Origin of the sequence: Thauera sp. AutoDN2, assembly GCF_051280715.1 — a bacterium.
GTDB lineage: Bacteria > Pseudomonadota > Gammaproteobacteria > Burkholderiales > Rhodocyclaceae > Thauera.
Genome location: NZ_JBNCAR010000023.1, coordinates 17,003 through 29,700, shown reverse-complemented (window position 1 = coordinate 29,700; position 12,698 = coordinate 17,003). Strand labels below are relative to the sequence as shown.

The following is a 12,698-nucleotide window of genomic DNA, read 5'->3' as shown; positions in this document are numbered from 1 at the left end:
GCGAGTGCTTTCGATGGCCAGGTTCACCCCCGGAAGTTTAACGGCAAAAGCCGCCCTCATTGGCGCACTGCTGCTTGGCGGCTGCGGATTGCTGCCCGAACAGATCGACGAGACAGCAGGATGGAACGCCCAGAAGCTCTACTCCGAGGCCAAGACCTCGATGTCCGAGGGCGGCTACGACCGGGCGATCCAGCTGTTCGAAAAGCTCGAGGCGCGCTATCCCTATGGGCGCTTCGCACAGCAGGCCCAGCTTGAATCTGCCTACGCCTACTACAAGCAGGGCGAGCAGGCGCTTGCGCTGGCCGCGGCAGACCGCTTCATCAAGCTGCACCCCAACCACCAGAACGTCGATTACGCCTATTACCTCAAGGGCCTCGTCAACTTCAACGAAGACCTCGGCCTGCTCGCAAATCTCTCGCGCCAGGACCTCTCCGAGCGCGACCCCAAGGGTGCGCGCGAGGCTTTCGACAGCTTCCGCGAACTGGTGGAGCGCTTCCCCGAGAGCCGCTATGCGGACGATTCCCGGGCGCGCATGCAGTATCTGGTGAACTCGCTCGCCAAGCATGAGGTTCATGTGGCGCGTTACTACTATAACCGCGGCGCCTACGTGGCGGCGGTCAACCGCGCACAGACGGCGGTCGCCAACTTCCCCGACGCGCCTGCGATCGAGGAAGCGCTGTTCCTGCTCGTGAAGAGCTACGACGTCATGGGCATGCCCCAGCTGCGCGACGACGCCGACCGGGTGATGCACGCCAACTTCCCCGACAGCGTGTATTTCCGCGGCGGACCGGAAGACGACCGCCCCTGGTGGCAGCTCTGGTAAGACGCTGAAGCGCACCCGCGAGCGATCCGCTGCGGGTGCGTGCGCTCCACAAAACGAAGAAAGGCCGTGCCCGCGAAAGCTTGCGGGCACGGCCTTTTTGATGCGGGTCTGCGAAGCGGTCAGGCGCCGATCTTCGCCTTGAACTGCTGGCGGTAGCGGTGCAGCAGCGGCTCGGTGTAGCCGCTGGGCTGGGCGCAGCCCTCGAAGATCAGCGCACGCGCGGCCTGGTAGGCCACCGAGGCGTCGAAGTTCGGCGCCATCGGACGATAGAGCGGATCCCCCGCGTTCTGGCCATCGACCACCGCGGCCATGCGCTGCAGCGTCGCCTCGACCTGTTCGGCTGGCACCACGCCATGGCGCAGCCAGTTGGCGATGTGCTGGCTGGAGATGCGCAGGGTGGCGCGGTCTTCCATCAGGCCGATGTCGTTGATGTCCGGGACCTTGGAGCACCCCACGCCCTGCTCCACCCAACGCACCACGTAGCCGAGGATGCCCTGGCAGTTGTTGTCGAGCTCCTGCTGGCGCTCTTCGGCGCTCCACTCGGCTTTCGCCACCACCGGGATGGTGAGCAGATCGTCGAGCAGGGCCTCGGCCTCCTTGTCCAGATCGAGCTTCTCGATCTCCTGCTGCACCGCCGACACATTCACCTGATGGTAATGCAGCGCGTGCAGGGTGGCGGCGGTCGGCGACGGCACCCAGGCGGTGTTGGCGCCGGACTTGGGATGGCCGATCTTCTGCTCGAGCATTGCAGCCATCAGGTCGGGCATGGCCCACATGCCCTTGCCGATCTGGGCGCGGCCGCGCAGGCCGGCGGCCAGACCGATCAGCACGTTGCGGCGCTCATAGGCGGCGATCCACTTGCTGTTCTTGATGTCGCCCTTGCGCATCACCGGGCCCGCCTCCATCGAGGTGTGCATCTCGTCGCCGGTACGGTCGAGGAAACCGGTGTTGATGAAGGCCACGCGCGCCGGTGCGGCGGCGATGCAGGCGCGCAGGTTCACGCTGGTGCGGCGCTCCTCGTCCATGATGCCGAGCTTGACGGTGTTGGCCGGCAGCCCTAGCAGTTGCTCCACACGGGTAAACAGTTCGTCGGCGAAACCGACCTCCGCCGGGCCGTGCATCTTGGGCTTGACGATGTAGATGCTGCCCTTGCGGGAATTGCCCTTGCGCTCGAGATCACGCTTCGAGATCAGCGTCGTCACCACCGCATCCAGGATGCCTTCGGGGATTTCCTTGCCCTCGCCCCACAGGATGGCGGGGTTGGTCATCAGATGGCCGACGTTGCGCACGAAGAGCAGCGCGCGCCCATGCAGCCTGACCGCCTGGCCGTCGGCACCGGTGTATTCACGGTCCGCGTTGAGTCGGCGCGTCGTCGGCTTGCCAGCCTTTTCGAAGGTGTCTTCCAGCGAGCCGGTCATCAGGCCGAGCCAGTTGCGGTACACCACCACCTTGTCGTCTGCGTCCACCGCAGCGACCGAGTCCTCGCAATCCATGATGGTCGACAGCGCGGCTTCCATCAGCAGATCGTTCACACCCGCGGCGTCGCTCTTGCCGATCGCGCCATTCCGGTCGATCTGCACCTCGATATGCAGGCCATTGTTCTTCAGCAGCACCGCACGGGGTTCTGCGGCGTCCCCCTGGAAGCCGACGAACTGCCCGGGCTGCTGCAGGCCGGCGGTGGCACCACCCTTGAGCGTGACCACCAGCTTACCGCCGGAAACCGCGTACGCGGTCGCATCCGCATGCGAGGCGCCCGCGAGCGGTGCTGCCTGGTCGAGCACCTTGCGACCGAAGGCGATGACCTTCTCGCCGCGCACCGGGTTGTAGCCCTTGGTCAGCTCGGCGCCACCCTGCTGCGGAATGGCGTCGGTGCCGTAGAGCGCGTCGTAGAGCGAACCCCAGCGCGCATTGGCGGCGTTGAGGGCGTAACGGGCGTTCATCACCGGCACCACCAGTTGCGGCCCCGCCTGGACGGCGAGTTCGTCGTCCACGTTCGCGGTACTCACCTTGGCGCCGGCAGGCACCGGCAGCAGATAGCCGATGGATTGCAGGAAGGCCTTGTAGGCGGCCATGTCCTGGATCGGACCAGGGTTGGCGCGGTGCCAGGCGTCAACCTCGGACTGGATGCGGTCGCGCTCCGCGAGCAGCGCTGCGTTCTTCGGCGCGAGATCATGTACCAGCGCATCGAAACCCGACCAGAACGCGGCGACCTCCACGCCGCTGCCCGGCAGGGCTTCTTCTTCAATGAAACGCTTCAGGTTGGCCGCCACTTCGAGGCGCTGGCACTTCACTCGTTCGGTCATGTTTCTGGCTCTCTGGCTAGGTATCGACAAGCGCCACCTCGGCGGCAGCGCATCACCGGCAGAGCATGTGACCTGGGGAGCGGGCACGTCAATGCCGGGGGACAAAAGTCCTCTATAAGATACAACAGATAAGCCCCCGTTTGCACTGCAACATCGCGCTACCAAGGCGCGTGCTGAAGGCGGTGCCGAGCCCTGCGCGAACCCAGCCTCCCGGCGCAGTCGTGCGTACGGACATCACGTCAGATGCGCCCCCGGCCAACGAGACCCACACACTCAGCCGCGATCTGGCGAGCCCGGCGAGGGTTCCACCTTCTCGAGCGCTGAGAGGAAGGACTCGGGCTCTGGCAGTTGCGTACTGGGCACCGACATGTCGCAAGGGCAGATCTGCTCGGTAAAGCCGTCGAGCGAGCCCATGGAGCGGCAGTCGCGCCGGGCCACCGGCTCGCTCGCTACGTAGGCAACCACCAGCCGCGTGAGTGCTTCGAGCGCATCACGATGGGAGCGCTCCTGCGCGTGCGAGGCGTCGGCACCGAAGCCGATCAGCGCGGTACGGATGTCATTGCCGGCCTCCACCGCAGCCGCGGAATCCGAGCGGTAGTAGCGGAAGATGTCGCGCCGATGCGGGATGCCGTGCTCCTTCGCAAGCGCGATCAGCTTGTGCGTGAGGTGGTAGTCGAAAGGCCCCGACATGTCCTGCATGCAGACCGTCGCCGCGTGCTCGGAGGTGTTCTGCCCGGGGGCTGCGATCGAGATGTCCAGGCTCACCATCTCGGCGATCTCGCCGTGCAGCGCAGCCGACGCACCCGAGCCGATCTCCTCGGTGATGGTCAATAGCGGATGCACGTCCACCGGCAGCACCAGCCCGTGATCGCGTACGGCCTTGCAGGCGGTAAGCAGCGCCGCCACCGCAGCCTTGTCGTCAAGGTAGCGCGAGTTGATGTAACCGTCGGGCTGGATCTCGGGCTGGGGGTCAAAGGCGATCCAGTCCCCCACCTCGATCCCCGCCGCGGACAGCGCGGCACGGTCCTCCACCGGCAGATCCACCCGCACCTCGACGTACTCCCAGCCCACCGGCTGGGTGTCGATCTCGCCGCCGAAGGCGTGGCCCGAGGTCTTCAGGGGCAGACAGGTGCCACGCACCTGGCCGTGATCGGTGAAGATGGTGAGCCGCCCGCCCTCGGCGAAACGCGCCGACCAGTGTCCAATGGGCACGATCTCGAGCCGTCCGTTGGGCTTGAGCGACTTGACCATCGCCCCCAGGGTGTCGAGGTGGGCCACCACTGCGCGCGCCGGCTGCGCGGCCTGCCCCTTGAGCGTGGCGCGGATCGCGCCACGACGGGTGATCTCGTAGGGGATGCCGAGCGCCTCGAACCGGCCTGCGGTGTAGCGCACCACGGCATCGGTCAGCCCCACCGGGCTGGGGATGGCGAGCAACTGCAGCATCGTCTCTTCCAGATAGGCATAGTCGATCGGGGGAAGCGACTCCCGGAGGCGGGGGATGTTCATGGTCTCGTTCTCCTTTCGGTATGGGGCGGAACACCCTTGCCGCCGAATGCAGGCGTGAGGCCAGCCGGACGGCGCAGTGCGCGAACGCGGTCCCGCGCGCAGTACCGCCCCTGGTTGCGAATATCGCGCATTCAGCCCGCGACGGCGCGCGTGCGCGGAAACAGCAGGTCGATGAAGCGCTCCGCGGTGGGCTGAGGCTCATGGTTGGCCAATCCGGGGCGCTCATTGGCCTCGATGATCACGTAGTCCGCCCCATCGACCGCCGGCACCAGAAAGTCCAGCCCCGTCACCGGGATGTCGAGCGTGCGCGCCGCCGCCTCTGCCGCCTCGCGCAGCGCCGGGTGCAGCACCGCCGTCACGTCGTGGATGGTGCCGCCCGTGTGCAGGTTGGCGGCTTTGCGCACCTGCAGCCGGCAATCGGGCGGCAGCACGCTGTCGAGCGCATGGCCCTGCGCGGCCACGCAGCGGAGGGTTTCCGCATCCAGCGGAATGCGCGACTCGCCTCCCGTCGCCGCGGCCCGCCGCCGGCTCTGGCGCTCGACAAGCTCGCGCACCGTGCTGCGCCCGTCGCCCACCACGACCGGCGGTCGTCGCACCGCAGCCGCCACCACCTGCTGGTCGATGACGACGATACGCAGATCCTCGCCCTCGCAGAACTGCTCGACGATCACGCGATCGCAGAACTGCCGCGCACGCGCGATGGCTTCACGCACCTCCTCGCCCGAGCGCAGATCCACACTGATCCCCTTGCCCTGCTCGCCCTCGACCGGCTTGACGACCACCGCCCGACAGGTCGCGAGCAGCGCCTGCCAGCCGGCTTCATCCTCGGCGCTCACCTGGCGTGGCACGGACAAGCCCGCGCCGGCCAGCAGCTTCAGCGTGACACGCTTGTCCTGGCATCGGCTCATCGCCACCGCAGTGGTCAGCTCCGAGAGCGATTCGCGGCACACGATGCTGCGTCCGCCCAGGGTGAGGCGGAAATAGCCATTCTCGGCATCGATCACTTCGGCATGGATGCCGCGCCGGATAGCCTCGTCGACCAGCAGCCGCGCGTAGGGGTTGAGGTCCTGCAGCGCCTCGCCGCTGCCGGTGAACAGCGGCTCGTTGATCGCGTTGCGGCGCTTGACCGCGAACGCGGGGATGCGGTGAAAGCCTAGCTTGTCGTAGAGCGCGATCGCCTGCTCGTTGTCGTGCAGCACGGAGACATCCATCCATTCGCGCCCGCGTGCCTGGTAGTGCTCGGCCAGATAGCGCACCAGTGCCTCACCCACGCCCGGGTGCGCAGCCTGCGGCGCCACCGCCAGCGCCCACAGGCTGGCGCCGTGCTGCGGGTCGGCAAAGGCCTCGACGTGGTCCAGGCCCATCGCCACGCCGATCACCTCGCCGCTGGCGCGATCCTCGGCGAGCGCGTAGGTGATCGCCCGGCTGGCACGCGCCTTCCATACCGCCTGGGCATCGACCGGCACCATGCGGCGCGCACGGTAAAGCACGTTGATCGCCGCCACATCGGCGCGCGTGCGCAGCCGGCGCAGCGTGAAACCGCTGCGCCCCGCGCGCTGCGAGGGAATGCGGTACGTGGCGAGGTTGAGGCGAAAGGCCTCGGATGGATCGAGGAAGAGCTGCTGCGGAGCATGCGCCACGACCACGTGCGGCTTCTCGACGTAGAAGGCGATGTCGCGCTGGCCCGGACGCTCGGCCAGCAGCGCCTCGGCCAGACCGGCAGCTTCACGCCAGGTCTGTGCTGGCAGCAAGCGCCCCCAGCCGCACTCGATGACGACATCGGTACGCGCCCCCTCCCGCTCAGGCTGCCCGGCGGGACGGTGCACCGCGAGGTGCGCGCTGCGCTGCTCGGCCCGCAGTGCGCGGGCGATGTGCTTGCGGATCATGGCGCGCGATCCTCAGGCCACATGCGTCTGCAGCCACCACTCCAGCAGCCCCAGCTGCCAGAGCTTGGAGCCGCGCAGCGGCGTGATGTGGGCGGACGGGTCGGCGAGCAGCGTGTCGACGTAGTCCTTGCGGAACAGCCCGCGCTCGCGCGCCGACTGGCTGGACAGCGCGTCGCGCACGCGCTCGAGCACCGGCCCCTGCAGGTACTTGAGCGCCGGCACCGGGAAGTAGCCCTTGGGGCGGTCGATGACCGCGTCGGGGATCAGCTTGCGCGCGGCCTCCTTCAGCACGCCCTTGCCGCCGTGCGCGAGCTTGTGGCGCGCCGGGATGCGCGCGGCGAGCTCGACCAGCTCGTGATCGAGGAAGGGTACGCGCGCCTCCAGGCCGAAGGCCATGGTCATGTTATCCACGCGCTTCACGGGGTCGTCGACCAGCATCACCGTGGTGTCCAGGCGCAGCGCCTTCTCCACCGGGTCGTCCGCGCCCGGGGCGTTGAAGCTCGCCGCGACGAAGGCCGCGCTCGCATCCACGCCGTGCCACCGCGGGTTCACCGTGGCGAGGTATTCGTCGTAGTCGCGGTCACGGAAGGCGGCAAGGTAGTCCGCCACCGGGTCGGCGCTGCCGGCGAGCTTCGGGTACCAGTGGTAGCCACCGAAGACCTCGTCCGCGCCCTGCCCGCTCTGCACCACCTTGCTGTGGCGCGACACCGCCTCGGAGAGCAGGTAGAAGCCGATGCAGTCGTGGCTCACCATCGGCTCGTTCATCGCCGCCACCGCCTCGGGCAGGCGGGTGAGCAGTTCCTGCTCGGGCACGAAGATGCGCTCGTGCACCGTGCCGAACTCGCGCGCGACGATGTCGGCGTACTCGAACTCGTTGCCCTTCTCGCCGCCGACATCGGCGAAGCCGACGTTGTAGGTGCGCAGCTCCTTCACGCCCGCCTCGGCCATCAGGCCGACGATGAGGCTGGAATCGACCCCGCCCGAGAGCAGCGCGCCGACCGGCACGTCCGCCACCAGGCGGCGCCTGACCGCGGCGCGCAGGCCGTCGAGCAGGATCTCGGTCCAGTCTTCGAAGCTGCGTGACTCATCGGCGGCGTCGCGGGCATAGTCCAGCGCCCAGAAGCTGCGCTCGCTGCGCCGGCCGTCGGGCTCGATGCGCATCAGCGCGCCCGGAGCGAGCTTGCGCACGCCGGCCAGCAGCGTATGCGGCGCCGGCACCACGGCGTGGAAGGAGAGGTAATGGTTGAGCGCCGCCGGGTCGATCGAGGTGTCCACCCCGCCCGCCGCGAGCAGCGCCGGCAAGGCGGAGGCAAAGCGCAGCCCGCCCGCGATCGGCGCGTAATACAGCGGCTTGATGCCCAGGCGGTCGCGGCCGAGCAGCACACGGCCGCTGTCGCGCTCCCAGATCGCGAAGGCGAACATGCCGTTGAGCCGCGTGACGAAACCCTCGCCCCAGGCATGGTAGGCCTTGAGCAGCACCTCGGTGTCACCGTGCGAATAGAAGGCATAGCCCTTGGCCTCGAGCTCACGGCGAAGTTCGGGGTGGTTGTAGATGGCGCCGTTGAACACGATACCCAGGCCGAGCGCGGGGTCGAACATCGGCTGCTGCGCCGACTCGGACAGGTCCATGATCTTCAGCCGGCGATGGCCCCAGGCCTGCGCACCCTGCGCGAACACGCCGCCGCTGTCCGGCCCGCGCGCCTGCTGCTGCGCGTTCATCCGCGCCAGCGCCGCGAGATCGGGGGTGTTGCCGTCGAATCTCAACTCACCTGCAATTCCGCACATTGAACTTCCTGTCTGGTTAGCGAGCTCCTATTCTAGCAAATTGGTTTTGGACAAATTTTTTACACCGAGGGGCGGCGCATGGTGAGCACGATCCCTCCCAGTACCAGCGCCATGCCGGCGTAGTGATACCAGGCAGGGCGCTCGCCCAGTAGCAGAGTGGACAGGATCCCAGCGAAGACCGGCATCAGGTGGATGAACAGGGAGCCCACCGAAGGCCCGACCGCTGCCACCCCCATGTTGAAGCAAAGGAAACCGAGAAAGGCCGCCATCACGCCGGCATAGAGGATGCCCAGGACTGATCCCGTATGCACATGGATCGAGGCACCGGCAGCAATCTCCCACACGTACACTGGCGCCAGCATGATCAGGCCCACAAGGATGAAAGCGGCCAGTTGCAGCATCGGATGCACCGCTTGCGGACGCCACTGCAGGCCCACGGTGTAGATGCTCCACGACAGCACGGCGACCAGCATCCACATGTCGCCTGCGTTGAGCTCCAGCCCGAGCAGGGTGTCCACGCGCCCGCGTGCGATCAGCAACAGCACGCCCGCAAGCGAAACCGTAACGCCCAGCGCTTCGGCGCGGCTCAGGCGCTTGCCGAGGAACACGAAGGCGAGCGCAATCGTCGCCACCGGAATGAAGGAGTTGAGCAGCGAGGCGCTTGTCGCCGTGGTGTGCTGAACCGCTGCGTAGGCGAGCGTGTTGTACAGGCCCACCCCGAACACACCCAGGAACACCACCTGCTTCCAAGCCGCACGCAGCAGGGGCCACTGCGCACGCAGGTGTGGCAATGCCAGCGGCAGCACGCACAGGAACGCCACCACCCAGCGCCAGAATGCCAGCCCCACGGGCGGCAGATCGGCACGCAGGCCGCGCCCCATCACCATGTTCCCGGCCCAGAACAGCGAAGCCAATGTCAGCAGCAGATACGGATTCAGATGCAGTCTTCTCATCGGCCGGAGTTTGACAGGTTTGCCCCGACCCTTGCATCCACACGTCGCGCGCTCAGGCGCTCTCCAGTGCCCTCGTGGCCGCAGTGCGTCAACCAGGCCACCGCAAGCGCATTGAATCTCTCGGACGCAGCCTCACGTCATCAGCCCGCCACGGCCATCAGCATCGGCGCATGTTCATGAGGCGCCACGTTCATGCCACTCCCCGACAGCTTGGCATCCTTTTTCGCCGCTGCAGCGGCCGAAGCAACCTCTTCCGGACTGTGGAACAGTCCTGCGCTGACACGGACGACGCCGACCGCAATGGTGGTGAGCGGAAAGAATGCACGGAAGCCGCGGCGGTCCTCGCTCTCGAAGCCGTTGCGGGCGAGCTCGCTGGCATCGAAGAGGTCGCGCACGGCCAGATTGAAAGCGTGCACGATGCGCTCGCACCGCAGCCGCCAGTCATCGCTCTGGAACAGCACGACGAAATCATCGCCCCCGACATGGCCGACGAAGTCCTGCGACTGATCGGCATTCGCCAGGATCAGCTGGGCAGCGAGCTTGATCATCTCGTCACCCCGCCAGTAGCCGTACAAGTCGTTGTAGGGCTTGAAATTGTTCAGGTCGAAATAGGCTGCGGCGTACTCCACCCCGGCATCGAGCAAGCGGCGGATGTGTTCGGTGATGGGGATGTTGCCCGGCAGGAAGGTGAGCGGGTTGGCATGGCGCGCAGCCTCGATGCGCCGCTCCGTGACCGCGCGCACGAGGCTCTCGCCGGTCGCCAGCCCCGCATAGCGGCCGCCCTCCGTGATGATGAACCCCTCGTGCAGATAGCGCTGATCGTCTCCGGTGAGTACGGCCGCGAGCGAATCGATCGTCGCGCCGGCCTCGACCCGCAAGGGCGTGGGGTTCATGAACAGCGTGCACGAGCGGCGCCCATAGAGCTCGCGCGAATAGGGTTGGGCGAACTTGTCCACGAAGTCACGCCGGTTCACCAGGCCGATGGGGTAGTTCCGATCGACCACGGCCACGGCATGCAGGCGCGGATGCCCCGTGAAGAGCTGCATCAGTTCACCGTTGGACGCCGCCACCTCGATTGTGGGCGCCTCGATCCTCAAGCGCCCGATGGTCTCCGCCAGGTCGGGGCGGGGCGCCGAATTCGGCAGCACCGAAATCTTGGAGGAGTTGAGCACCTCGCACGCTGCCGCCGCCACTGCGGTCTCCGGATGTGCCGCGGGCCGACCGAACAGGTAGCCCTGGCCGAAGTGGCATCCGAGGTCGCGCAGCACGGCGAGTTCTTCCACGCCCTCGACCCCTTCGGCTACCAGGGGCGTACCAAAGGCAGCGCACAGCCTGAGTATGGCACGCACCACCTCGACGTTGCGGCTGTCACGATGGATCTGGCGAACGAAGAACTTGTCCAGCTTGACCATTTGCGGCTTGAGCTGCGCCCACAAGCGCAGGCTGGAGCGACCATCACCGAAATCATCGAGCGCCAGCCCCACGCCCTGCCCGGCAAGGGCAGCGAACGCGGCCTGCAGGCAGTCGACGTCCTCCACACGCTCATGCTCGGTGAGTTCCAGGATCAGGCGCGAGGGTGCAAGGCCCGCATCCACCGCGCACCGGATGAGGCCCCCGCCGCCCTCGCGCCCGAAGTCGGTGATCAGCGGTGCGCTGAGATTGATGAAGAGCTTTCCCTGCAACTGAAGCGCGGCGAACGCCTCGATGGCGCCCTTGGCGGCATCGACCTCGAGCGTGCTCGCCAACCCGCACTGCTTTGCGATACGGAGCAGGTCGTCCGGCTTCTCGAGCGGCGTACCCGCGGGGCCGCGCATCAGGGCCTCGTAGCCGAAGAGGGTCGAGCGCGAGAGATCGACGATGGGCTGAAAAACGAACGCCAACTGGCGCCGCTCGAGCACGTGACGCAGCCCTGCCTCGCATTCCTGACTGAAGGACATGTGACACCCGGTCAACAAAAAATCTGCGGGAGTGTGACCGAGCCTCGTTAAGCACTGATGACCGGCCTCACCCGCGCTTGCCATCGCCAAAAATAGCGAGCGCCCTGCACGCAGACGCTCTGGCGATCGACGCGTTGCTTATCTGCGCGGGAGCACGCCGCCGCGGGGACGTGCGCGATCGAGACGGAAGTCCTCGACCGGGCAAGCGGGAGCACGACCGGCGATCAGGTCGGCGAGCACCTGCGCGCTACCGGCCGCGAGGGTGAAACCCAGCGCGCCATGGCCGACGTTGAGCCACAGGTTATCGGCACCGGCACAGTCGATGATCGGACGACCCGTCGGGGTGGCGGGGCGCAAACCTGACCAGGACGTGACCGCGTGGGGGTCGAACCCATCGCCGAAGCAGGCCTGCGTCTCGGCCAAAAGGGTCGCAATGCGGTCGCGCGCAACACGATCATCATGACCGACGATGTCGGCCATGCCCGCCACGCGCAAATGCTTGCCGAGCCGGGCGTAGACGATCTTGCGCTGAAAGTCGGTCACGCTGATCGCGGGCACGCGCACGCCAGCGCCCACCGGAACAGTGATGCTGTAGCCCTTCACCGGGTAGATCGGCAGGCGGACGCCAAGTGGGCGCACCAAAGCCGCAGCGGCCGTCCCGGCAGCGAGCACGCAGGCATCGCAATCGATGCTCCCGCCATCGGTCAGCACCCCGGCGATGCGCCCGCCTGCACGCTGAAAGCCGAGCACGGTACGACCGAGTTCGAACTGCACCGGGTTCGCAGTCCGGGCCATGTGCTCGCTCAACGCACGACACAGTTTCAGGCAGTCCCCCGCATCCTCGGTAGGCGTATGGATGCCCCCGTGGATGCGTCCGCGCAGCCGCTCGATGGCGGGCTCGATTGCGAAGCAGGCATCGGCGTCCAGCGCTTGCTGCACCGCACCGAGCGCCGGTGTGGACGCGAGCGCGCGCTTTGCCGATGCGAAGCTGCCCGCATCGCGATGCACGACCAGTTTGCCGTTGGGGACGAAGTCGAAGTCGAACCCCTGCCTGTCCACCCACGCATGCATCAACGCCCTGCTGTGCAACGCCAGCGGCAGCAGGCTAGCAATCGAGCGCACCTTGTCGTAACGATTGCAGCTCTCCAGGAAGCGCATCAACCAGCCCCACTGCTGCGGGTCGAAGCGCGGACGGAAGCGCACCGGCGCATCGCGCCGCAGCATCCAGCCCGGGATCTTCGCGAGCACCTCGGGGTCGGCCAGCGGCGCGACATAGCGATAGCTAAGTTGCCCCCCGTTGGCATGGCTGGCCCCCATGCCGACCCCATCCGCGCGGTCCACCAGCGTGACGCGATGACCGTCCTGATGCAGATACCAGGCCGTGCTCAGGCCTACGATGCCTCCCCCGATGACCACGATGTGCATGAATCCGCTGCTCCGATGCAGGGCCGGAGAAAGTACGGCCCACTCGCACCCACTGTAGGTCTTGCAGACAAGGGTCGATA

Annotated in this window: 8 protein-coding genes; 1 reads left to right on the top strand and 7 read right to left on the bottom strand. The window is 67.1% G+C overall.

Annotated elements, in window-relative coordinates; genetic code table 11:
- Positions 1-13: 13 nt before the first annotated feature.
- Entirely contained in the window at positions 14-823 is an 810-nt protein-coding gene (locus ACPT9U_RS12590) for an outer membrane protein assembly factor BamD (protein WP_418363123.1), read from the top strand.
- A gap of 119 nt (positions 824-942) precedes the next feature.
- Here ACPT9U_RS12590 and ACPT9U_RS12585 read toward each other — a convergent pair whose 3' ends face one another.
- The 7 genes from ACPT9U_RS12585 to ACPT9U_RS12555 all read right to left on the bottom strand — a co-directional run bounded on the left by ACPT9U_RS12585 (position 943) and on the right by ACPT9U_RS12555 (position 12,618).
- Positions 943-3,126, bottom strand: a complete 2,184-nt coding sequence (locus tag ACPT9U_RS12585; protein ID WP_435751183.1) for a malate synthase G — start codon at positions 3,124-3,126, stop codon at positions 943-945.
- A 273-nt stretch (positions 3,127-3,399) separates the two neighbouring features.
- Positions 3,400-4,632: an osmoprotectant NAGGN system M42 family peptidase gene (locus ACPT9U_RS12580; RefSeq protein WP_435751182.1), complete on the bottom strand. Its 1,233-nt coding sequence runs from the start codon at positions 4,630-4,632 to the stop codon at positions 3,400-3,402.
- A gap of 131 nt (positions 4,633-4,763) precedes the next feature.
- A complete protein-coding gene (gene ngg, locus ACPT9U_RS12575; RefSeq protein WP_418363126.1) occupies positions 4,764-6,518 on the bottom strand; it encodes an N-acetylglutaminylglutamine synthetase in 1,755 nt (584 codons plus the stop codon).
- A 12-nt stretch (positions 6,519-6,530) separates the two neighbouring features.
- Complete coding sequence (locus tag ACPT9U_RS12570; RefSeq protein ID WP_435751181.1) at positions 6,531-8,303, bottom strand: N-acetylglutaminylglutamine amidotransferase; 1,773 nt, start codon at positions 8,301-8,303, stop codon at positions 6,531-6,533.
- Positions 8,304-8,362: 59 nt separating this feature from the next.
- Positions 8,363-9,256: a DMT family transporter gene (locus ACPT9U_RS12565; RefSeq protein WP_435751180.1), complete on the bottom strand. Its 894-nt coding sequence runs from the start codon at positions 9,254-9,256 to the stop codon at positions 8,363-8,365.
- A 140-nt stretch (positions 9,257-9,396) separates the two neighbouring features.
- Positions 9,397-11,193: an EAL domain-containing protein gene (locus ACPT9U_RS12560; RefSeq protein WP_435751179.1), complete on the bottom strand. Its 1,797-nt coding sequence runs from the start codon at positions 11,191-11,193 to the stop codon at positions 9,397-9,399.
- A gap of 138 nt (positions 11,194-11,331) precedes the next feature.
- A complete protein-coding gene (locus ACPT9U_RS12555) occupies positions 11,332-12,618 on the bottom strand; it encodes a D-amino acid dehydrogenase (RefSeq protein WP_435751178.1) in 1,287 nt (428 codons plus the stop codon).
- Positions 12,619-12,698: the final 80 nt, after the last annotated feature.

What these genes read in the sequence shown, in the direction of transcription:
- ACPT9U_RS12590 (WP_418363123.1), top strand. Translation starts at nt 14, where the DNA reads ATGGCCAGGTTCACCCCCGGAAGTTTAACGGCAAAAGCCGCCCTCATT.
- ACPT9U_RS12585 (WP_435751183.1), bottom strand. Translation starts at nt 3,126, where the DNA reads ATGACCGAACGAGTGAAGTGCCAGCGCCTCGAAGTGGCGGCCAACCTG.
- ACPT9U_RS12580 (WP_435751182.1), bottom strand. Translation starts at nt 4,632, where the DNA reads ATGAACATCCCCCGCCTCCGGGAGTCGCTTCCCCCGATCGACTATGCC.
- ngg (WP_418363126.1), bottom strand. Translation starts at nt 6,518, where the DNA reads ATGATCCGCAAGCACATCGCCCGCGCACTGCGGGCCGAGCAGCGCAGC.
- ACPT9U_RS12570 (WP_435751181.1), bottom strand. Translation starts at nt 8,303, where the DNA reads ATGTGCGGAATTGCAGGTGAGTTGAGATTCGACGGCAACACCCCCGAT.
- ACPT9U_RS12565 (WP_435751180.1), bottom strand. Translation starts at nt 9,256, where the DNA reads ATGAGAAGACTGCATCTGAATCCGTATCTGCTGCTGACATTGGCTTCG.
- ACPT9U_RS12560 (WP_435751179.1), bottom strand. Translation starts at nt 11,193, where the DNA reads ATGTCCTTCAGTCAGGAATGCGAGGCAGGGCTGCGTCACGTGCTCGAG.
- ACPT9U_RS12555 (WP_435751178.1), bottom strand. Translation starts at nt 12,618, where the DNA reads ATGCACATCGTGGTCATCGGGGGAGGCATCGTAGGCCTGAGCACGGCC.